This window comes from Coprobacter fastidiosus (genome assembly GCF_030296935.1).
Classification (GTDB): Bacteria; Bacteroidota; Bacteroidia; order Bacteroidales; family Coprobacteraceae; genus Coprobacter; species Coprobacter fastidiosus.
Genome location: NZ_AP028032.1, coordinates 2,777,280 through 2,800,363 on the forward strand (window position 1 = coordinate 2,777,280; position 23,084 = coordinate 2,800,363).

The window sequence follows — 23,084 nt, forward strand, 5'->3', positions numbered from 1 at the left end:
AATCTGCCGGAAGAAAAATTTTCCGGCAGATTTTGTTCGATAAATTATTGCTTAGTCTCTTCTTTATCGAATGGAGATAAGTTGTCCCATCCTCCTCCTAACGCTTTGTAGAGATAAACGACAGCAATCTGTTCATCTCTTATGGCATTGCTAAGACCTGTTTGTGCAGAAAAAAATCCTCGTTGTGCATCTAATACGTCGAGATAGTTGATGACCCCGTTAATATATTGTAGTTGGGCCAGTTCTACATATCCTTTTGATGCTTCGTAAAGATTTTTTTTCAGGATACGGGCTTCTTTTACCTTGTTAAAGTTTACAATTGCATTTTTTGTTTCTTGAAAAGCTGTCAGAACCGATTTTTCGTATCGATAACAAGTCTGTCTGAATACCTCTTTCTGAGCCTTATGCTTTGCGATGTTTTTTCCAGCGCCGAAAATGGGAGAAAGTAATGTCCCTCCGATAAATCCGTAAGGAGAACGTAAAAAATCATTCAGAGAAGAGCTTTCTATCCCGTAAGTAGCTGTGAGAGTTAATTTCGGAAACATGTTCGTAAAGGCGACACCGACTTGGGCATGCGCCGCAATTAACTCTTGCTCGGCTTGTCTCAGATCGGGACGTCGCTCCAAAAGGGTCGAGGGTAATCCTACGGGCAGTTGTTCGGGCAAATAGATATCGGGATTCATTTTTGCCCGGGTAATAACAGCTTCATATTCTCCGACAAGCAACGACAAGTCGTTTTCTTTTTGAGAAATCTTGTTTTCCAGTTCCGGTACTAATGTCGCTGTACGGGCAAGTTCTACTTGAGCCTGACGAAAAGACGTTTCCGAAGTCAATCCCCCTTCAAAACGGATTCTCGCCAGATCGAGACCTTTTTCCCATGTATCCAGTGTCTGGCGGACGATGTCCAGCTCGTTGTCCAATGCAACCAGTTCGTAATAGTATTGTGCGACTTGTGCGATCATCGACATTTGTAAAGCACGTCTTGCTTCTACCGATGCGAGATATTCGGCAATACTTTCAGCACGTGCCCAGCGTAGATTCCCCCATAAATCGATTTCCCATGATAGGGAAAGTTTTCCCTCGAACGAATCATCGTTGTCGGGGTTATTTCCTCCGTCATTCGTATGTTCCCGTTCAGGATGTATAGCCGCATTTATGGTAGGGAATAAATCTCCGGTAGCTATTCTTTTTCTATATGCCAATTCTTTTATACGGGACGCTGCGATCAGCATGTCTTTGTTATTATCGAGAGCCTTTTGTATAAGAGACTGCAATAAAGTGTCCGTATATATAGTTTTCCAATCCTGATCGGCCAGAGTTGACGAGTCGGAATGTTGTTCCGTAATTCTTTCGGGCAGGTGTAATTCCGGACGACTGTATTTTTTCCCTATTTTGCAGGAATAGAGTCCGGTCATTATCAGAATAACGAATACTATGTATATTTTGGATACTATTTTCATGACCATTTTTCTTTGATTGACGCTTTGAGTTTATATATTAAAGTAAAGAAAAAGGGAACAAGGATAATCCCGAATGTGATGGAGAATATCATTCCGAAAAAGACTCCTGTTCCGATAGATTGCCGGCTTGCCGAGCCCGGCCCGCTTGCCAATACCATCGGGAGCATACCCAAGATGAAAGCGAAAGAGGTCATGACGATGGGGCGGAATCGTTGACGTGCTGCATGAATGGCGGCATATATGATATCGGCACCTTTATCTACTTGAATTTTTGCGAACTCGACTACCAGAATCGCATTTTTAGCAGCTAATCCGATCAACATGACGAGTCCTATCTGGAAGTAGATGTCGTTTTCCATTCCGCAGACCCATATTCCTAAATAAGCTCCGAAAGCAGCTACGGGAAGAGATAACAGTACCGAAATAGGGACTAACCAGCTTTCGTATTGTGCTGCTAGAAATAAGAATACGAACAAGAAAACGAGGGCCATTATTATACCCGTTTTACCATCTGCTTTTTTTTCTTGAAACGAGAGTCCGCTCCATTCGATTCCGATGTTGGCAGGCAGATGTTTTTGCGCTATTTCTTCCATGATTTCCATCGCTTGTCCCGAACTGTATCCTTGTGCCGCCGCTCCTCGTATAATGGCCGTATTGAACATATTGAATCGCTTAATACTTCCCGGGCCGGTCGTGTAATCGGTCGTTCCGAGAGCGGTGAGAGGAACCATAGCTCCGTTACTTCCTCGCACGAAAAATAAATTGATGTTATCTTTATGAGCTCGATAAGGAGCTTCAGCCTGAATATATACTTTATAAATACGGTTGAACATGTTGAAATCGTTTACATATACCGAACCTGTATAAGCTTTCATTGTAGAGAAAATATCGGTTAGCGGTACTCCCAGTATGCGGGCTTTGTCCCGATCTACGTCGAAATAGAGTTGCGGAATTTCTGATTGTAGAGAGGAAGACAGTCCGGTTAGCTCTTTCCGTTGCAATGCGTAATGCATCAACGTATCTGCAGCCTGTATGAGATTTTGGAATGTTGCGTCTCCCCGTGCTTCAAGTTGCATTTCAAAACCACCGGAAGATCCGAGTCCCGGTATGACGGGAGGAGTACTTAGAAATACTTTAGATTCGGGGTACTGAGAAAGTTCTTCTCGTACGGTTTCCATAATTTGTTCTACACCTACTCCTTCTCTTTCTTCCCAAGGTTTAAGGATCACCGTGAGTTCGCTTCGCGATTGGTTGCTTCCTACTCGAGGACTGCTTCCGGTGACATTCTGCACGTATGCGACAAACGGATTCTCCAGCAGATAGGAGACTGCTCTTTCGGTTACCTTTCGAGTTCGTTCCAAAGTTGCACCTTCAGGAAGTTCTAATTCTACTTTAAAATAACCTTGATCTTCTTGCGGCATAAAACTGGTGGGAATAAAACGGGAAATAACGAACATAATGACCAGCATGATTCCGAATCCGGATAATATCCTTCTCGGATTCATCATCGCTTTTTGTATGAGATTAGAATATTTTCTGTTTCCGGTAACCAACCAATGGTTTATATATCGGAATAGAATGTGTTTTTTCTTTTTCTTGTTGCTCGGTTTTAACAGCAGAGCGCACATTGCCGGGCTTAATGTCAAGGCCACGACTGTCGATATGAGTACCGATACGACAATGGTTACCGTAAATTGCCGATAAAGTTGTCCGGTGATGCCGCTAAGAAAACTTACGGGAATAAATACGGCACAAAGCACTAATGATGTTGCGATTAGGGCACTTGTCAGTCCGTTCATCGCTTTTTTTGTCGCCTCGTATGCCCCAATATGTTCTTCTTCCATAATCCGCTCGACATTTTCTACGACGACGATGGCGTCATCTACCACGATACCGATGGCGAGGATAAGACCGAGCATGGTCAGAAGGTTTAAAGAAAAACCGAATATCAGCATAAATCCGAAAGTTCCGATTAATGAGATCGGTACGGCAATTACCGGGATAAGGGTCGCACGCCAGTTCTGTAATGATAAAAATACGACGAGAATAACCAATCCCAATGCTTCGAACAATGTTTTATAGACTTCGTGAATCGATTGAGAAATATAAGTCGTCATATCGAACGGTATTTCGTAGCTCATGCCTTCCGGAAAGTTCTTGCTGATTTCTTTCATGGCATCTTTTACTGCTTGTGCAACCTCTATCGCATTTGCTCCGGGAAGCATGTATATTCCTAATACGGCGGCATTCTCACCGTTGATACCGCTTTCGGTATTGTATGAAGAGGCTTCTAAGGAAACTCTGGCGACATCTTTCAACCGGATAAGAGAGCCGTCAGGATTGGCCCGGATGACAATATCCTCGAATTGCCCTACGGATGATAATCTCCCCTGGGTAGTGATAGGTATCGTTATGTCCAGCCCGGTTACAGGTTGCTGACCTAAGACACCGGCAGCCGATTCCCGATTCTGATCTTTCAGTGCGGTTTGCAGGTCTTGTACCGTTAATCCGAAGTTTGCAAGACGGTCGGGTTGTACCCATATTTGCATGGCATAGTAGCGGCTTCCGATATTCGATACTCTGCCGACACCCTCGATTCGACGTAATAAGTCGAGTACGTTGATCGTTGCGAAATTGCTTAGGTATATTTCATCGAATTTCGGGTCGTTCGATGTAAGACAAATCGTCATCAATTGGCTGGCCGCCTGCTTTTCTACAGATATTCCGTTTTGTATGACTTCTGCCGGTAGTCGCGATTCTGCCAGTTTTATCCTGTTCTGTATTTCTACGGCAGCAAGATCGGCATCGGTAGAAACATCGAAAGTCACAGTGGCGGAGAATCCTCCCGAGTTGGAACTGCTCGATTCCATATAAAGCATTCCCGGAGTTCCGTTTAATTCTTGTTCGATAGGTGTAGCTACCGCTTGTGACACGGTCGTTGCGCTCGCTCCCGGATAGGATGCGCTTATTTTTACCACCGGAGGAGTAATTTGCGGATATTGGTCTATCGGTAACAAGAAAAGCCCGATAAGCCCGACGATAACGATGACTAAGGACAGAACGATCGATAAGACGGGGCGGTCGATAAAAAATTCGCTTTTCATGATTCGCTCCTTTCTTCCGGTGTTTCAGGCTTGATGGCTTCGGTGACCGGTTTGACTTTTATGCCCGGAGTTAATTTGTGGTAACCTTCGGTAACGATTTTCTCGCCTGTGGCAAGACCTCGTTCTACAACCATTTTGTTCCCGATTTCCGGGCCTATTTCTATGAATCGTTTTTCTACGGTAGAGTCTTTGCGCATAACGAAGATATAAGCTCCTCCTTTTTCTAAAATTACAGCTTTGTTGGGAACAACGATGGCATCTTCACGGACATCGAGCAATAATTTTACTTTGGTGAATTGTCCCGGCAGCAATATCTGTTCAGGATTAGGCATCTCTGCCCGCACGGAAAATGTTCCGGTTTGCGGGTCTACTTGCGGCTCGGCAAAATCTACCAAACCTTTTTGCGGGTATATCGAGTTATCTGCGAGCGTAATCGTTATATAAGGCTGCCACGTGCGGGAGGTGTCCCTTTGTCCCAGATTGACATTTCTCTCTTTACTGCGCAAGTAATCCAAGGCAGTCATGCTGAAATCGACTAATACCGTATCGCTTTTGACAATGGTCGCCAATAGAGACTTTCCTCCCGGACCGACTAATGTTCCTACATCGACATGACGTTCGCTTATTCGTCCGGAAAGGGGAGAATGAACTGCCGTATATCCCAGTTCCATTTCGGCTTGCGACAGATCGGCCTCGGTCATGTTTACCGAAGCTGCCGCACTTTCGTATGCGGCAATTGCATTGTCGAGGTCTAAGCGGCTTGCCGCATTTTGAGCGTACAAGGGTTGTATGCGTTCTAAGTCGCGTTTAGCTTTCAGTGCTTGAGCTTTATCTTTGGTAAGCTGGGCTTTTACTTTATCGACTTTTGCTTTGTATTGGTCGGGATTGATAATAAATAATAGTTGGTTTTTAGGGACATAAGTACCTTCTTCGAAGAGCATTTTTTCAAGGTAGCCTTCTACTCGTGCACGAACTTCGACGAACTGTTGTGCTCGAATGCGTCCTACATATTCTCCGTAGATTTCGACATCGTCTGTCGTTACGGTCTCTATGACTACCGTAGGTTCAGAGGCCGCTGTTTTGGGGGGACGGCTTAGGAAGTAATAGACGATTCCGATGACGATAATCCCGATAATAATGATCAGAACCTTTTTTCGATTAAACTCCATTTTGGCGATTGACTCTACAAATTTTTTCATATATAGTTTTTCAAATGATTCAAATAACTGAATATATAACAATATCCGTGCAAAAAAGCAGGTATATTTATCATTTTATTGAAAATAGGGTATCAGATACCCTATTTCGGTCTTGGTAAAAAAACAAGGGTGTAGATATTTTCTACATCCTTGTTGAATTTTTATATATCAGATCAAAACATTTTTGCAACACGGTCTACGGCTGCAACGAATGCGTCGGCCTCTTCTTTAGTATTATAAACAGCAAAAGATGCACGAAGTACACCTTCCACACCTAAAGCCTGCATCAACGGTTGGGCGCAATGATGTCCTGTCCGGGTAGCAAAACCGAGTTTGTCAAGTAACATTCCCATATCATAATGATGAATATCTTTTACAAGAAACGAGATAACAGCACTTTTTTCATGTGCAGTTCCGAAAATTCTCATGCCGTCTATCTGCATCAATTGTCCGGTTGTATAACGAAGCAGGTCTTGTTCGTGTGCTGCGATATTCTCTATCCCGATGCTTTCGATATAATCGAGGGCTGTCGCAAAAGCCATTGTTCCGATATAGTCGGGAGTTCCGGCCTCGAATTTATAAGGCAGTTCGTTGAATGTCGTTTTTTCGAAAGAAACATGCGAGATCATTTCGCCTCCACCTTGATAGGGAGGCATGACGTTCAACCATTTTTCTTTACCGTATAATACTCCGATTCCGGTAGGACCATACATTTTATGAGCTGATAAAACATAAAAATCGACATCCAGATCTTGCACGTCTATCCGAGTGTGAGGAGCAGCTTGTGCTCCGTCCAGCAAGACGGGCACATCGTGCGAATGCGATATTGAAATTATTTCTTTTATGGGATTTACAGTTCCTAAAACATTAGAGATATGTGAGAGTGATACGAGTTTTGTCTTTTCATTGAATAATGAGCGGAAAACGTCCATCTTCAGTTCTCCGTTTTCATCGATAGGCACGACTCTCAATATAATTTTTTTCCGGTTTTGGAGCAATTGCCACGGAACGATATTGGCATGATGTTCCATTTCCGACAATATTATTTCATCTCCGTCTTTCAGAAACGCGTCTCCGAACGAACTTGCGACCAGGTTTATGGATTCGGTAGTTCCACGCGTAAAAATAATTTCGTAGTCGTGTGCTGCATGCAAATATTGCTGCACTCTTTTTCGTGCATTCTCGTGACCTTCGGTAGCTTCCTGGCTTAAAAAATGCACACCTCGGTGTACGTTTGCATTGATACGGTCATATCCGTCTCTGATCGTATTGACGACACATTCGGGAGTTTGAGAGGTTGCAGCATTGTCAAAATAAACCAATGGTTTCCCATATACTTTTTGTTCGAGTATAGGAAAGTCATTTCGTATTTTTTGAATATCTAACATAGTTATATGGTCTCCTTTATTTTATTGACAGATATTGCATCCTGCACATTTGTCGAGTTCTCCGCGAAATCTTTTTTCTACCAGTTGGCGCAGTCGGTCTTTTAAGGCATCCATCCTGACGTTCTCGATTACATCGTTGGTAAAGGCGAACATCAACAGCATTCGTGCCTCAGCTTCGGGGATTCCCCGTGACCGGAGATAGAACAGCGCGTTTTCGTCTAATTGTCCTACGGTAGCGCCATGACTGCATTTTACGTCATCTGCATATATTTCTAATTGCGGTTTCGTGTACATGTGGGCTTCTTTTGTAGCACAAAGATTCCGGTTGGTTTGATAAGCCGAGGTTTTCTGTGCGCCTTCCCGTACGAGAATACGTCCGCTGAAAGAGCCTGTCGATGAATCGTTCAGTACATATTTGAACAGTTCATTACTGGTGCAGTGAGGAACGGCATGATCGATGAACGTATGGTTATCTACCGATTGTTTTTTATCTGCTATCGCCATTCCGCACAAATGGGCTTCGGCATGTTCTCCGGAGAATGTCATCCGGTAATTGTTGCGAGTTGTGCCGTTATGAAGGGTAATGCCGTTAATAAGGACGTTCGATTTTTCAGCTTGATCTACAAAAGTAGAGGTTATCCGGTTAGTGTTCAGTGATGATTCTTCTATATCATAATAGTCGAATACCGCATTTTTACCGGCATAAATTTCGGTTACTTGCGATGACAAAAATTTCTTTTTATCCATCGTATGGTCACAAACCAGCAGACGAGCTTGTGCACCCTCTTCCAAAATGATCAACAGGCGGCGGTTTACCATAAAATCTGCGTCTCCCCGTAGTATATTGATCAGTTGTATCGGCTTTTCTATAATAACGCCTTTCGGTACATAAAGAAAAAATCCGTCTTGTACGAATGCCGTATTTAATGCGACGATTCCATCGTTTCGGGTACAAGCCTGTTTCCCGTAATAACGCTGTACCAGATCGGGATGAGAACGAGCCATTTCGTTAAGACTTCCGATAAGAACTCCTTCGGGAAGTTTTATTTTAGGATTTTCTTTTGTATAAAAACTGTCATTGACTATAAAGTAAAGCAATGTACTGAGATTCGGAACATCGCATCGAAATACTTCGTAAGGGTTTACGGGTATCTCTAAACGGTTCAGATTCAATCCGTAATCGGGAGCGAACAGATCCGGAATGTTCGTGTGCTTATACTCTTCATCGTTTGGGGAGGGAAATCCTGTTTCCCGGAATTCGGACATCGCTTTTTCCCGCAATGCGTTAAGTATGGGAGAAGCATGATTGTCGATGAGTGAATGGTACTGGTCGTACAATTCTATATATTGTTTTTCTATATTCATGATGTACAATGATAATGAAACGTCTGATTAAAAGGATCAGATTTGTTTATCGACTTCTTTTTTGATCCAATCATATCCTTTTTCTTCCAACTCCAAGGCCAGTTCAGGACCGCCTGATTTTACGATACGACCTTTATAAAGCACGTGAACAAAATCCGGAGCGATATAATCGAGCAATCTTTGATAGTGAGTAATTACGATTGTCGCATTTTGATCTGATTTCAACTTATTCACGCCTTCTGCAACGATACGTAAGGCATCTATATCCAGTCCGCTGTCCGTTTCGTCCAGAATCGACAAACGAGGCTGAAGCATAGCCATTTGAAAAATTTCGTTTTTCTTTTTTTCTCCGCCGGAAAAGCCTTCGTTTACCGATCGGCTCGCCAGTTTGTTATCTAACTCTACGATTTCGCGTTTTTCGCGCATCATGCGCAGAAAGTCTGTTGCGGATAGAGGTTCTAAACCCTTATACTTGCGTTGTTCGTTTACAGCGGCACGCATGAAGTTCACCATGCTTACACCTGGTATTTCTACCGGATATTGGAAACTCAAGAAAATGCCTTCGTGTGAACGGTCTTCAGGAGAAAGAGATAGCAGGTCTTTTCCATAAAAATTTACACTTCCTTCGGTCACTTCAAAGGCCGGATTTCCTGCCAGAACCGAAGATAATGTACTTTTCCCCGATCCGTTAGGCCCCATAATTGCATGAACTTCTCCGGGTTTTACCGTCAGGTTAATTCCCTTTAATATCTCTTTGCCGTTGATACTGGCATGTAAATCTTTAATATCTAACATCGTATGTCGTCTTTTTTATGTTCAAATTAAAATATTCAATTATCCAACCGAGCCTTCTAAGGAGATTTGTAAAAGTTTCTGGGCTTCGACAGCAAATTCCATCGGGAGCTTGTTCATAACCTCTTTTGCGTAACCGTTTACAATCAGACCTACGGCATCTTCTGTCGGAATACCCCTTTGGTTGCAATAAAATATCTGATCTTCGCTGATCTTGGATGTAGTAGCTTCATGTTCTATGACTGCGGTATTGTTCTTTATGTCCATATACGGAAATGTGTGTGCTCCGCAATGAGAACTCAGCAATAAACTGTCGCATTGTGTATAATTACGGGCATTATCGGCACGAGGGGAAACTTTGACCAGTCCCCGATAGCTGTTTTGGCTGTATCCTGCAGAGATACCTTTGGAAACAATCGTGCTTCTTGTATTTTTTCCTAAATGGATCATTTTCGTTCCCGTATCTGCCTGTTGGTGGTTATTGGTAACGGCAACCGAATAAAATTCTCCGATCGAATTGTCTCCGGCAAGTATGCAACTCGGATATTTCCATGTAATGGCAGAGCCTGTTTCTACTTGTGTCCATGAGATTTTCGAATGGTCTCCTTTACACATGCCCCGTTTCGTTACAAAATTATAAATACCGCCTTTCCCGTTTTTATCACCGGGATACCAGTTCTGAACAGTAGAGTATTTTACTTCTGCACGGTCGTGGGCGATTATCTCTACTATTGCCGCATGCAGTTGGTTTTCGTCACGCATCGGAGCAGTGCACCCTTCGAGATAACTTACATAACTGTCGTCATCGGCTACGATTAAGGTGCGTTCGAATTGTCCCGTATTGGCTGCGTTGATACGGAAATAGGTTGATAATTCCATAGGGCAGCGTACCCCTTTGGGAATATACACGAACGAACCGTCGCTGAATACGGCGGAGTTGAGCGCTGCAAAAAAATTGTCACGATAAGATACCACCGAACCCAGATATTTTTTTACTAAGTCGGGATAATCTTTGACCGCCTCGCTGAACGAACAGAAAATTACGCCCAGTTCGGCGAGTTTTTCCCGGAATGTCGTTTTTACCGAAACACTGTCCATGACAGCGTCGACGGCAATTCCTGAAAGTTTCATCTGTTCTTCTAAAGAGATTCCTAATTTGTTGAATGTCTTCAGTAACTCTGGATCTACTTCATCAAGGCTTTTCGGTCCTTCTTTTTTCTTAGGTGCAGCATAATAGCTGATTGCCTGGTAGTCGATAGAAGGAATGTCTAAATGTGCCCAATGCGGCATCTTCAATGTTTTCCAGTGTTCATAAGCCTTTAGTCTGAATTCGAGTAACCATTCGGGTTCTCCTTTTTTTTGAGAGATAAGCCTGATTACATTTTCGCATAATCCGGTAGGAATCACTTCCGTTTCTATATCGGTTACAAATCCGTATTTATAATCGTTGGATGTAACGTCGTTTAATATTTGGTTAGGATCTTCTTGTTTCATATATATATTTTACATTTAGCCCATTATCGTTTATATCGGATAAAATGGGGATGTCGTAAGAATATCTTTTTAATAAACAAACACTTATCTGTTTTGGTTTGTCTGTTTCTTTGTTTTTATTCTCGTTACGGAATGCTTGTTTAGATAAATCGAGAATAAAAGGAGCGACTTTTATTATTTCGGAATAAAAGTATGAATTTTCTTGCATTTTTGTATCTTTCGGATCTAACTCCTTGTGTAATAAATCATAAATATTCAGAACTGCACTGATTACAAGAATATATTTAAATCCGCAGAAAAGAACACCTGCCCATTTGTCCGGAAGTCCGAGATGTAGCATCCGGGCAAAGCGTTGCATCAGTCGGGTGATAAATTTACAGGAGAAGAGAATGATCAAGAAAGTTACCAAATATGCGATTTTATGGTTGACGTATTCGGGAAACAGCTCTGTTTTATTCAATAGTAAACCCATGAAAGGAGATAAGAGATTAGCCCCCAAAATAGCTAACAGTATGCCTCCCAAAGCCCCGATCTGACGAATAAGTCCTAAATGATAGCCTCGGAAAATACTGTACAAAATGAGTACGGCAATGACTATATCTATAATCTCGATTCTCATACTCCCTTTAAATCATTTGTCTCCGAACAGAAAAACACAGATGTCAAAAAGTTCCGACTTATCGGGTTACTTCTTTTACATCCGTGTTTATATTCTTGCTGCAAATAGGTAACCCGATTGTTTCGGTAATGCCTGTGCAGAGTTTTTACAATGTCTTTTTTACTTCGACCTCTTCATACGCTTCGATCAAGTCACCTATCTTGATGTCGTTGTAGTTGGCAATGTTGAGACCGCATTCATATCCGGTAGCAACTTCTTTTACATCTTCTTTGAATCGTTTCAGCGAACCGAGATCTCCGGAGTAAATGACGATACCGTCACGGATAAGGCGAATCTTGTTGGTACGTTTGATCTTACCTTCTTTAACCATACATCCGGCGACAGTTCCCACTTTTGTGATCTTGAAAGTTTCCCGTACTTCGACAGTCGCCGTAATTTCTTCCTTGATTTCCGGAGAAAGCATTCCTTCCATAGCAGATTTTACTTCCTCTATCGCATCGTAAATAATCGAGTAGAGTCGAATATCCACACCTTCTTTTTCTGCAAGACGGCGGGCTGCCATAGACGGACGTACTTGGAATCCTATGATGATTGCGTTTGATGCCGCCGCTAAGGTAATATCCGATTCGGAAATTTGTCCTACGGCTTTATGCAATACGTTTACCTGAATTTCTTCAGTTGATAATTTGATCAGAGAATCGCTCAATGCCTCTACTGAACCATCAACGTCTCCTTTTACGATCACATTCAGTTCTTGGAAATTACCGATGGCAATACGTCTTCCTATATCATCGAGAGTCAGTAGCTTGTGTGTCCTCAATCCGAGTTCTCGCTGTAACTGTTCTCGCTTGTTTGCAATCTCACGCGCTTCTTGTTCGCTTTCCATTACGTGGAAAATGTCTCCTGCTTGCGGAGCGCCGTTCAAGCCTAAGATCAATGCGGGTGCAGACGGTCCGGCCTCATTGATCCGAGCATTTCGCTCATTGAACATGGCCTTGACACGACCGTGGTGTGTTCCTGCAAGAACAATATCTCCGGTGCGAAGAGTTCCGTTTTCTACTAATACGGTAGCTACATATCCTCGTCCTTTATCCAGAGTCGATTCGATTACCGAACCGGTAGCTCTACGGTCGGGATTTGCTTTTAAGTCGAGCAACTCGGCTTCGAGTAAAACTTTTTCGAGCAGTTCGTGCACGCCTGTACCTTTTTTTGCCGAAATATCTTGAGACTGATATTTTCCGCCCCATTCTTCGACAAGGTAATTCATGTTGGCCAATTCTTCCTTAATCTTATCGGGATTGGCGTTGGGTTTATCGACTTTGTTAATGGCAAATACGATAGGTACTCCTGCTGCCGATGCGTGGTTGATTGCTTCGACGGTTTGCGGCATCACGCTGTCGTCTGCGGCAACGATGATGATTGCGATGTCCGTAACTTTAGCTCCTCGTGCACGCATGGCGGTGAAAGCTTCGTGTCCGGGTGTATCCAAGAACGTGATTCTTCTACCGTCGCTCAATTTTACATTGTAAGCCCCGATATGTTGGGTGATACCTCCGGCTTCACCTGCGATGACATTCGCATTACGGATATAGTCGAGTAACGAGGTTTTTCCGTGATCGACATGTCCCATAACCGTGACAATCGGGGGACGGTGAGTCAAGTCTTCTTCTTTATCCTCTTCTACATTGATCGCTTCTACTACCTCCGCACTGACATATTCTGTCTTGAATCCGAACTCTTCTGCTACGATATTGATCGTTTCCGCATCGAGTCGTTGGTTGATAGATACCATAATACCGATGCTCATACAGGTTGCGATAACGTTATTTACCGGTACATTCATCATGACGGCCAGATCGTTAGCGGTAACGAACTCGGTCAGTTTCAGAATGCGACTTTCTTCCATCTCCTGCTCTTCCAGTTCCTGAGCTTTGTTGGCAAAAGCTTCGCGTTTCTCTTTACGCCATTTTGCACTCTTTTTCTGTCCTTTAGTTGTCAGTCTGGCCAGTGTTTCCTTGATCTGTTTCTGTACATCCTCTTCACTGATTTCGGCTTTTACCGGTTTTTTCAGTTTCAACTTAGGACCTTTTGGGTTACCGTTGTTTCGAGATTGCGGATTTGTGGTCGGCGCATTCTTCTCAATATCGATTTTTTCTTTGCGGATACGTTTCCGTTTTTTACGTTCCATATCCGTTTCTTGAGATTCGGCCGTTTTTGCGTCCGCAATAAGCGGCTTTTTCAGATCATTGCGCTGTTTATCTTTAGCTTCGCGCTCTTTTCTTTTTTCTTCTTTTGTTTTTTTCTTCGGACGAGTTTGTTGATTTAGTGCTGAAAGGTCTATTTTCCCGACAACATTGATATTCGTAGTCAGTTTAGGCCGGTTTAGCGTAAATATTTCGTCTTCTTTTGTTTCTTCGTTCATATGGATGGGTTCATCGTCCTCTTCTTCTTCGGAATTCTCGTCAATATCGTTTTCTGAAGTCAGATTTTCTTCCTCTTCTTCGATATTTGCAGTTTGGGGTTCTTCTGTAATTTCGGGTTCTTTTATAGAAATTTGTTCTTCTTCCTGAATTTCCTTTTCGATCTCGTTATGATCTTGTACGGGTTCTTCGGTAACTGTTTTTTCCTCTTTGTCCGTTACGGTCTCTTCCGGTTCTTCTTTTTTAGGAACTACCGGACGGTATAGATTATCTAAATCTATCTTTCCGACTTGTTTTATTCTCGGCTTTAATTCTTCGTCTATGGTTGTCGCTATTTCCGTTTTTCCCGATTCATTGTCCGATGCGGGTTCTTCATAGCCTTCGAGAGCGACGGTTGCTTTGTTCTTATCTTTATTATGGCGCTCCTGGCTGATACGTTCCGATTCGATTTTCAGATCTTTATCCGTACTGAACTCTTTTACCAGCAGGGCATACTGTTCGTCACTGATTTTCGTATTGGGATTTGACTCAATAGAAAATCCTTTCTTTTGCAGGAAATCGACAGCTGTCTGAATTCCTACATTTAAATCTCTTGCTACTTTATTTAACCTTATCGTCATAATCGTTTTTTAGCGTTATACAAAATGAAAGAAGAATATTTAGTCGGATTCCGGGAGATTTTCCAGACTAGGAAACAGGGTAAATCCGTCTTACTTCGCAGTATGACGGATTTCCTTTCTATTCTTCTTCAAATTCTGCTTTTAATATATTAATTATTTCATCAACGGTATTTTCTTCGAGATCTGCTTTTTCGATCAATTCCTCTCGAGACATTGCCAATACGCTTTTGGCCGTAGCACATCCGATAGCTTTTAGGGCTTCTATCACCCAACCGTCGATTTCGTCTTTAAATTCATCGAGATAAATGTCTTCTTCTTCTGTTTCATCGATATCACGATACACATCTATCGTATATCCGGTCAGCATACATGCTAATTTTATATTCAGTCCTCCTTTGCCGATAGCGAGAGAAACTTCTTCCGGTTTTAAGAATACTTCGGCTTTTTTTTCTTCTTCGTTCAGACGAATTGAAGAAATTTTTGCCGGACTCAGCGATCTTTGGATGAAAAGAGATGTATTTGCAGTATAATTGATTACATCGATGTTTTCATTTCTCAATTCTCTGACGATACCGTGAATGCGAGCGCCTTTTACCCCGACGCAAGCGCCTACCGGATCGATGCGATCGTCATAAGATTCTACCGCAATTTTAGCACGTTCTCCCGGGATACGTGCTACTTTGCGAATAGTAATCAGACCGTCATGTATTTCCGGAACTTCCAGTTCGAACAACCGTTTCAGAAATTCTTCCGAAGTTCGGGATATGATAATTTTCGGATTATTGTTTTTGTTATCGACACGGGCGACTACCGCTCTTGCGGTTTCTCCTTTACGATAAAAATCCGAAGGAATTTGCTCTGTTTTCGGAAGAAGAAGTTCGTTCCCTTCATCATCGATAAGAAGCATTTCCTTTTTCCAGATCTGGTAAACTTCTGCACTGACGATTTGTCCGATTCTATCTTTGTATTTATTGTAAATGGCATCTTTTTGCAGTTCCAGAATTTTTGATGCCAATGTTTGACGCAGGTTTAAAATGGCCCGGCGTCCGAATTTTTCGAAAATTACTTCATCGGTAACTTCTTCACCTACTTCGTAATCGTTATCGATTTTTTTGGCCTCGGATAAAGAGATTTGCAGATTGGGATCGCTGACTTGTCCGTCTTCGACTACTTCGCGGTTTCTCCATATTTCAAAGTCCCCTTTGTCGGGATTTACAATAACATCGAAGTTTTCGTCCGTACCGAACATTTTCGCTAATACGTTGCGGAACGATTCTTCCAACACGCTGATCATTGTCGTTCTGTCAATGTTCTTCAGTTCTTTAAACTCCGAGAACGTGTCGACCATGCTGATTGCTTCCTCTTTTTTGGCCATATTTATTTAAATCTGATTAAATATTTTGTGTACTTTATTTCATCATAACCGAAAACGAGATCTTCCGATACCTCTACTTTTCGTTTACTGGTTTCTGTCTTTACTTTTTTCGTTATCGTAACAGTAAATTTGTCTTCATCCGCTTCCTTTAGGATTCCGTTGAGTTTTAGTCCCGATTTTGTAAGAACTTCGACCTCATTACCGATATTTTTTTTATACTGTTTCCGAACTTTGAACGGAGATGTAATGCCTGCCGACCCTACTTCAAGCTCATAGTCTTCTATATCCCGGTCGAGGTGCTCTTCTATAAATCTGTGCAAGGTCGAGCATTGTTCTATATCTATACCGTCTTCGTTATCTATTTCGATAATGATGCTGTTACCCGGCTTTACCTGAACATCTACTATAAAGCAGTCTGTACCCGACAATCCTTTTTCTACAAGTTCCTTTACAAAATCTTTTTCTATCATTCAATTTCTTTTAATGGGGAAGGAGATGATGTCTAATATATTTTTCGATAGCGATAGTTTTATATTAGAACAAAACGAGGGGGCAATGTGCCCCCTCCTTCTTCTCCCTTTTGCGTTGCAAATATACAAAATATAGGTACGTCAACAAATAGTTTGGTTGCATTTTCCTATCATAATGCAAAATTATTTTATTATTTTAATATATATTTATATGTATTAATATATTGGATTCTATTCAATAGGAAACGGGAAAGACTTGAGCTCTTTTTCTAAAATTTTCTCTTTGCCTTGACAATATCGGTTACATAGTTGGTGAAAACGTTCTCCGTGATTCATTTCAGATAAATGAGCTAATTCGTGAAAGATCACGTAGTCGATCAGACGATCGGGTAGGAACATGAGATGATAGGACAGGAGTATGTTGCGTCGCATATCGCATCTGCCGAGCCGTTTCCGTCCGTGGGAAACCGATACGCTGTTATAGGTCAGGTTTAATTGTTTGGCTAATAAATCGAGGCGTTCCGGCAGGTACTTTTCGGCCTCTTGTTTGATGAATCGTTTGATACCGGCAGATATGATTCTTTGGGTTTCGGGAGATTCGAAATCTGTCGTGTCGGGGCAGAATATAAATAGCGTATTGTTGTGTAGCTTGAACAGGTATTTGTTTTTGTTATGTGTTTGTATGGCAATAGTAAAGTTTCGGGTTTCGAGCAAAGTTCCCGGACGTAATATTTTGTCGTTCTTGCGTACGTATATTTTTCGTATGTTTTCTCTGTTTTTGTTTATGGATTGTGTTATCTGTGCATAGGTAATACCTTCCGGAACGGTTATCTGTAGTGAATTATCCCGTATCTTGAAAATGAGATGCCGGGCTGTCGGGTGGAGATACAGAATTATTGTACCGAATTCGGGGTCTTCGTATTGATATTTTTTCATGTGGCAAATATATTGTTTTTATCAGATACTGTGTGTCTATAAATGTTAGAGTCTATATAAATTTTCCGACAAAGAGATTTTATCCGGTTATTTTTTTTGTGTTTCTTTCTACTCTGTTTTCTCGCTTTCATTCATCGGGTGCTCTACTATCTCCTTCGTAAGAACAAAAAAATTAGAAGAAGGTATTAAACTTGACCTGAACAAAATTTAAACAGACTTTAGGTGAACTAAATTTGCATAAGTAGTTTTCTTTATCGTGTTTTGTTCTGATCTGTTTGGGGTTAAGAATATTTATATGTATCGGAAATTTTCTATATAAATGTTTTTAACGTCTATATAAGGTTAAAATCAGTACCTTGTATTGCAAGGTATTTATATTTTGTGTTATATTTGTAGCGTAAAGGTGTAATGTATGAATACGGAAAATATAAAATCTCAGATGCGCAAGGGGATTCTTGAGTATTGTACGCTCTTGATTCTTAGTAAAAAGCGGGCGTATGTGTCAGATATTATACAATCTTTGAAAGAATCTCGTCTTATTGTGGTCGAAGGTACGCTTTATCCGCTGTTGACACGCTTGAAAAATGCCGGTCTGCTTGATTATGAATGGGAAGAATCTCCTCAAGGTCCTCCTCGAAAATATTATCGTTTGACAGAGACCGGGAGAGCGTTCCTGAATGAGTTGGAAAGTGCTTGGACAGAATTGAACCGCACAGTCGAATATATTCGGGAGATATAGTTTTATATAGATGATAAATAATATATATAATAGATATGAAAAAGACGCTAACGGTAAATCTTAATAATACGGTATATCATATCGATGAAGACGCTTATAGCCAGTTGCAGGATTACTTGGAAAGTCTGAACGATTATTTCCGGAATGAAGAAGGAGCAAGCGAGATATTGAGCGATATCGAGGCTCGTATTGCCGAGTTGTTTAAAGAAAGAATGCGTTTCGGTATGCAGATAATTACGGTGCGCGAGGTGGATGAAATCATCTCTGTCATGGGACATCCCGAAGATTTTGCTTCTGATACGCTGAATATTGAAACCGATGATAAGGAGGTCGGAGAAAAAGAAGTTGAAAATCAGAATACTGAAAAAGGGGAGGATGGAACGACACCTCAGGAAAAAATTCCCGAGAGAAACCGACGGCGTCTGTTTAGGGATAAGGACGATGCTTTTCTTGGCGGTGTAGCTTCAGGATTGGGATATTATCTCGGTGTCAGCACAGCGCTTGTCCGCATTTTGTTCGTATTGTTTACTTTTCTTACCGGATATGCGCTTCTGATTTATTTGGTTTTGTGGATTTGTATTCCGGAGGCTAAAACTGCTGCACAGAAATTAGAGATGAGAGGGGAGGCGGCGACGGTCGATAATATCAAACGATTTGTTTCCGAAACGATAGCAAAAGAGGAATTAGGACCGGAGAAAAAAACTTTCGGTGATTATGTGCTTTCGGCAATTAAGATCGTATTGAAATTCGTATTTATAATTTTCGGTGGATGTCTTGGTTTTATTTTGCTGGTTCTTTTGTCTTCTTTATTGTTTGTGTTATTGGCGGCGGCCGGAGGCACGGTTGGAATTGTTACGCAAGGCATAGATCCGTTTTTTATGCAGATGTTCTCTGCCGTTCACTATCCGTGGATGTTGACTGCCGTTTTGCTGGTATTGTTGGCCATTCCGGTATATGCCGTATTGAGAATGGTTTTAGGGCGTGTATTTAATTTCCCTCCCCAATCCCGCTGGGTGACAGTCTTGTTGGTTATATTGTGGAGCATAGCTTTTGTTGCCGGTATGGTAATGTGGTTTATTTCGTTACCCGGAATACATACTGTATTGAATCAGTATCAGGGGAATATAATATAGGCGGATCGGTTGATCTTGATTGGTTCTAAGGGGTTATTAAAAGCCTTTGTCCGTTTGATTCGGACAAGGGCTTTCTTCTTTAGTATAATCTTATTGGCTGTTGCGATAAGCTTGAGGACTCATGCCGACATGGCGTTTGAAATATTTCCCGAAAAATGATACGTTCGGGAAATTCAAGGAGTAAGAAATTTCCTGTATTGTCAATTCTGTCGATTTTAGTTGGGCTTTAGCGTCGAGGATTACCATTCGGGCAATAATGTCGGATGCGGTAAATCCTGTGATTTGCTTTATGGTCGTGCACAAGTGTTGCGGAGTGATATTCAGTTGTTCGGCGTAAAATGAGATGGAACGTTCTCGTGTATAATGTTGCATGACAAGTCCGACAAACTGTTTCCGAATTTCTTCTTTCCGGGTAAGGGCAGGCGGATTCAATGTATGTTTCTGATACATGTATCCGATTCCTTGCAGCATTGATTGTAAGATACTCTTGGTAATTTCCGTATTGAATATTTCTGTGATCTGTTCCTGGGTTTTCACCAGTAAAGAAAAATATTCCGCAAGAAGTTCTGCGCTTTCTTGTTTTAAGGATATTACCGGATTTTCTATGACTTGAGGCAGGAAATCTGCTGAAAATTTTACCATGTTGGTTTGGCTCAGAAATTCCGATGAAAAAGCGACGAAACACAATCGGACTTTTCCTTGTTGTCCGATAAACTGAAGGATATTTCCCGGTAAAATAGAGACGAAATCATTCTTCTTTATATAATAGTCGGTCATTTTTATGGAAGCATGTATCTCTCCTTCTAAACATAACACGAAGATTCCGGCTTTTAATCGGAACGGTTGTTTGTAAAATGCCAAGATTTCTTCGGTGATATCTGTTCCTATAATGATATTTTCAGATATGTCGAATTGTGGTAAATCGGTTCTAAGCATATCTTGTATTTTTAATATTCGATTGCAAAAATAAGAAAATAAAACCGATATTCCTATGAAAATATTAAAAATAGATCAATTTATATATTGTATCGTTTATCTGCTCCCCACATGAGTTTGTCTCGTAAGGTATCAATAAAAACATGATTGTTTCGTTTCACGATAGGGGTAGTGAAAGGGGCTTTGCAAATAATTAATTCATGATTTGTACCCATCATGGCGGAACGTCCGTCCAGACTTACCAAAAAGTTGTTACTTCGGCTTTCGATTTGCATACGGATCGTATCTTGGTCATTGAATACCAAAGGACGGACATTCAAACTGTGGGGAGCAACCGGTGCTATTACGAAGTTCGGAGCTTGCGGAACGAGTATCGGGCCACCTACGCTCAATGAATATCCGGTCGATCCGGTAGGAGTCGAAACAATTAGCCCGTCAGCTTGATAGGTGTTCAGAAATACATCGTTCAAATATGTGCGGATGGTGATCATTGAAGAACTGTCTCTTTTCAGAATGGCGGCTTCGTTCAGTGCAAAAGGCCAAAACTTAACGGGGAGAGCATCTGCTTTTAGTTGTAGTAGAGAACGCTCTTCGATTCGGTAATCGCCGTTAAACAGTTCTGCTACAGCTTCATCTATTTCATTTTCGGCTACATCGGCAAGAAATCCGAGACGTCCGGTATTGATTCCCAATATCGGGATGTGTTTGTTCCCGACCCGTTCGGCAGTTTTTAAGAATGTTCCGTCTCCGCCGAGGCTGAGAGCCATATCTGCCGAAAAATTATTGTCTGTAATCAGCTTGCTGTATCGAGGTTCTATTTTCATTACAGTATGCAGAAAGCGGTAGAACTCTTCACAAATAAGAATTTCCGCATTATATTTGCTTAATGCGTTGAAAAGATGCTTTGCCTGTATGCTTTTTTCTGCTTGATATAAATTCCCGAAAATGGCTATTCTCATCGTTATTTACATTTTTTATAAGCTTTTTGATCTTTTGCTAACGTTTTTCTTTAGATTTCTGTAAAACCTATTAATTTTGCATCAGCACAAAGTTCTTTTGCAAACGTACATAAAATTTTTGGCTTCGGAGATATTTTTCAGTCTTACCGGGTCGAAAAAAGTTCTTTTTATCATAAGTAGAATTAATTTTGGAAAAATGACCAAATTAAGTGTAAATGTAAATAAGATTGCCACATTGCGTAATGCCAGAGGTGGCAATATGCCTAATGTCTTGAAAGTCGCGCTGGACTGTGAAGCTTTTGGTGCTGACGGAATCACGGTACATCCTCGTCCGGATGCACGGCATATCCGCTATTCTGACGTGTATGAGCTCAGACCTCAGTTAAGAACTGAATTCAACATAGAGGGTTATCCGTCCGATCCTTTTATAAATTTGGTGTTGCAGGTCAAACCGAATCAGGTGACGTTAGTTCCCGATGCTCCGGATGCGATCACTTCCAATGCCGGTTGGGATACACGTACGCATTTCGATTTTTTAAGCGAGATAATAGACCGATTTAATCAAGTCGGTATTCGAACATCGATCTTTGTGGATACCAATCCTGAATTGATAGAGTTTGCCGCCAAAACCGGGACGGACAGAATCGAATTATATACCGAACCGTATGCTTCGGCTTATGCTTCGGATCGTGAAAAAGCTGTCGCTCCTTTTATCAAGGCTGCGGCATTGGCTCATAAATTGGGCTTGGGGATCAATGCCGGACATGATCTGAATCTTGAGAATTTGCGATATTTTCATGAGCAGATTCCTGTTTTGGATGAAGTTTCTATCGGGCATGCTCTTATCACTGACGCCCTTTATTTGGGATTGCAGGAGACTATTCGCCAATATAAAGATTGTCTTAAATAACATCGATAACCGAAAAATAAAATTATATGAATTTGTTGCTTTCTCTTTTAGCTGATGCTAATATGGTAATGCCGGTTTCTGCCGGGACGACTGCAGCTCCTGTTGCTGAGTTGAATATGTGGGATTTGTCGCTGAAAGGCGGTGTTATTATGATTCCGCTTCTGATATTGTCTATTCTGGCAATTTATATCTTTATAGAACGGGCTGTGGTCATCCGTAAAGCGGCACGGGAAGACCGTACGTTTATGGATCGCATCAAAGACTATATCCATGAAGGAGATGTAGATGCGGCTTTGAATCTTTGTAAAAAGACCGATACTCCTTATGCGCGCTTGATTGAAAAAGGAATTACCCGATTGGGACGGCCTATGAATGATGTGCTGGTAGCGATAGAGAATGTCGGTAATCTCGAAGTTGCGAAGCTGGAGAAAGGTTTTCCTTGGTTGGCAACGGCTGCGGCGGGCGCGCCGATGCTCGGATTTCTCGGTACGGTGACCGGTATGGTAAGAGCTTTTTACAATATGGCATCTGCCGGAACGAGTGCCGATATCACAACTTTGTCCGGAGGTATTTATGAAGCGTTGGTTACTACTGTTGCCGGTTTGGTCGTGGGGATTATAGCGCTGTTCGCTTATAATTATTTGGTAGCCCGTGTAGATGGAGTGGTCAATCAGCTCGAAGCCAAAACTATGGAATTTATGGATCTGCTGAATGAACCTGCAGATTAAGTTGGAGGTGAAAGTATGGCTCTGAAACGAAGAAATAGAATAGAGGCCTCATTCAGTATGGCTTCTATGACCGATGTGATTTTTCTGTTACTGATCTTTTTCATGGTAACTTCGACTTTTGTTTTTCCGAATGCGATAAAAGTGCTGTTGCCGCAAAGTAAAGAGCAGACGGCCGCAAAGCCTTTGGCAAGGGTGACAATCGATGCACAGCTCAATTATTATGTCTCTTTCGGCAATGAAGCGGAACATCCTGTTCAGTTGGAGGAAATAGCTCCTTATTTGCTGAGTGCATTGAGTGAAGAACCAGATATGTATGTTGCTCTTTATGCTGATGAAAGCGTACCTTATAGAGAAGTTGTTAAGGTGTTGAATATTGCCGGAGAGAATAAATTGAGAATGGTATTGGCTACGCGTCCTATAAAGGAGTAGTCCCGAAA

The 23,084-nt window shown here is 41.7% G+C and carries 19 protein-coding genes; 5 read left to right on the forward strand and 14 right to left on the reverse strand.

All coding sequences use genetic code 11. The annotated features are described in order from the left end of the window. Positions 1-44: 44 nt before the first annotated feature. From QUE35_RS11010 to QUE35_RS11065, 12 genes are all read right to left on the reverse strand, one after another. Entirely contained in the window at positions 45-1,460 is a 1,416-nt protein-coding gene (locus QUE35_RS11010) for an efflux transporter outer membrane subunit (protein ID WP_031258447.1), read from the reverse strand. Continuing rightward, entirely contained in the window at positions 1,457-4,564 is a 3,108-nt protein-coding gene (locus QUE35_RS11015; protein WP_022600860.1) for an efflux RND transporter permease subunit, read from the reverse strand. The genes QUE35_RS11010 and QUE35_RS11015 overlap by 4 nt, the downstream gene beginning before the upstream one ends. Then, the gene (locus tag QUE35_RS11020) at positions 4,561-5,733 is read right to left on the reverse strand and encodes an efflux RND transporter periplasmic adaptor subunit (RefSeq protein ID WP_423767135.1); all 1,173 of its coding nucleotides are present in this window, start codon (positions 5,731-5,733) and stop codon (positions 4,561-4,563) included. Before QUE35_RS11020 ends, QUE35_RS11015 begins: the two co-directional genes overlap by 4 nt. A 203-nt stretch (positions 5,734-5,936) precedes the next feature. After that, positions 5,937-7,151 carry an aminotransferase class V-fold PLP-dependent enzyme gene (locus tag QUE35_RS11025; protein WP_022600858.1) on the reverse strand — a complete coding sequence of 405 codons (1,215 nt, stop codon included), beginning with the start codon at positions 7,149-7,151 and terminating at the stop codon, positions 5,937-5,939. Between the two features lie 21 nt (positions 7,152-7,172). Beyond that, on the reverse strand, positions 7,173-8,516 hold the full coding sequence (gene sufD / locus QUE35_RS11030; RefSeq protein ID WP_022600857.1) for a Fe-S cluster assembly protein SufD: 1,344 nt from the start codon (positions 8,514-8,516) through the stop codon (positions 7,173-7,175). Positions 8,517-8,552: 36 nt separating this feature from the next. After that, positions 8,553-9,311, reverse strand: coding sequence for a Fe-S cluster assembly ATPase SufC (gene sufC / locus QUE35_RS11035; RefSeq protein ID WP_009319031.1), 759 nt, complete (start codon positions 9,309-9,311; stop codon positions 8,553-8,555). A 39-nt stretch (positions 9,312-9,350) separates the two neighbouring features. Further along, positions 9,351-10,802, reverse strand: a complete 1,452-nt coding sequence (gene sufB, locus QUE35_RS11040) for a Fe-S cluster assembly protein SufB (RefSeq protein ID WP_022600856.1) — start codon at positions 10,800-10,802, stop codon at positions 9,351-9,353. Further along, positions 10,783-11,421, reverse strand: coding sequence for a CvpA family protein (locus QUE35_RS11045; protein WP_009319029.1), 639 nt, complete (start codon positions 11,419-11,421; stop codon positions 10,783-10,785). The genes sufB and QUE35_RS11045 overlap by 20 nt, the downstream gene beginning before the upstream one ends. Before the next feature lie 145 nt (positions 11,422-11,566). Then, a complete protein-coding gene (gene infB / locus QUE35_RS11050) occupies positions 11,567-14,461 on the reverse strand; it encodes a translation initiation factor IF-2 (protein WP_022600855.1) in 2,895 nt (964 codons plus the stop codon). 118 nt (positions 14,462-14,579) lie between these two features. Beyond that, a complete protein-coding gene (gene nusA / locus QUE35_RS11055; protein WP_022391095.1) occupies positions 14,580-15,836 on the reverse strand; it encodes a transcription termination factor NusA in 1,257 nt (418 codons plus the stop codon). Positions 15,837-15,838: 2 nt separating this feature from the next. Then, positions 15,839-16,306, reverse strand: coding sequence for a ribosome assembly cofactor RimP (gene rimP / locus QUE35_RS11060; RefSeq protein WP_022600854.1), 468 nt, complete (start codon positions 16,304-16,306; stop codon positions 15,839-15,841). 231 nt (positions 16,307-16,537) lie between these two features. Next, positions 16,538-17,242, reverse strand: a complete 705-nt coding sequence (locus QUE35_RS11065) for a M48 family metallopeptidase (protein WP_022600852.1) — start codon at positions 17,240-17,242, stop codon at positions 16,538-16,540. 412 nt (positions 17,243-17,654) lie between these two features. On the opposite strand from QUE35_RS11065, the gene QUE35_RS11070 reads away from it, so the two are divergent. Both QUE35_RS11070 and QUE35_RS11075 read left to right on the forward strand, forming a co-directional pair. Continuing rightward, on the forward strand, positions 17,655-17,981 hold the full coding sequence (locus tag QUE35_RS11070) for a PadR family transcriptional regulator (protein WP_022600850.1): 327 nt from the start codon (positions 17,655-17,657) through the stop codon (positions 17,979-17,981). Positions 17,982-18,016: 35 nt separating this feature from the next. Further along, entirely contained in the window at positions 18,017-19,114 is a 1,098-nt protein-coding gene (locus tag QUE35_RS11075) for a PspC domain-containing protein (protein ID WP_022600849.1), read from the forward strand. A 90-nt stretch (positions 19,115-19,204) separates the two neighbouring features. Here the strand turns inward: QUE35_RS11075 and QUE35_RS11080 are convergent, their stop codons facing one another. Both QUE35_RS11080 and QUE35_RS11085 read right to left on the reverse strand, forming a co-directional pair. Next, entirely contained in the window at positions 19,205-20,050 is an 846-nt protein-coding gene (locus QUE35_RS11080) for a helix-turn-helix domain-containing protein (RefSeq protein ID WP_022391098.1), read from the reverse strand. An 80-nt stretch (positions 20,051-20,130) separates the two neighbouring features. Continuing rightward, entirely contained in the window at positions 20,131-21,009 is an 879-nt protein-coding gene (locus QUE35_RS11085; RefSeq protein WP_022600848.1) for an NAD kinase, read from the reverse strand. A gap of 196 nt (positions 21,010-21,205) precedes the next feature. Between QUE35_RS11085 and QUE35_RS11090 the strand changes: the two genes are divergently transcribed. From QUE35_RS11090 to QUE35_RS11100, 3 genes are read left to right on the forward strand one after another with little or no spacing between them, the layout of a single operon-like run. Beyond that, a complete protein-coding gene (locus tag QUE35_RS11090; RefSeq protein ID WP_031258445.1) occupies positions 21,206-21,919 on the forward strand; it encodes a pyridoxine 5'-phosphate synthase in 714 nt (237 codons plus the stop codon). A gap of 26 nt (positions 21,920-21,945) precedes the next feature. Then, entirely contained in the window at positions 21,946-22,647 is a 702-nt protein-coding gene (locus tag QUE35_RS11095) for a MotA/TolQ/ExbB proton channel family protein (RefSeq protein WP_009319019.1), read from the forward strand. 15 nt (positions 22,648-22,662) lie between these two features. Then, entirely contained in the window at positions 22,663-23,076 is a 414-nt protein-coding gene (locus tag QUE35_RS11100; RefSeq protein WP_022600846.1) for an ExbD/TolR family protein, read from the forward strand. Positions 23,077-23,084: the final 8 nt, after the last annotated feature.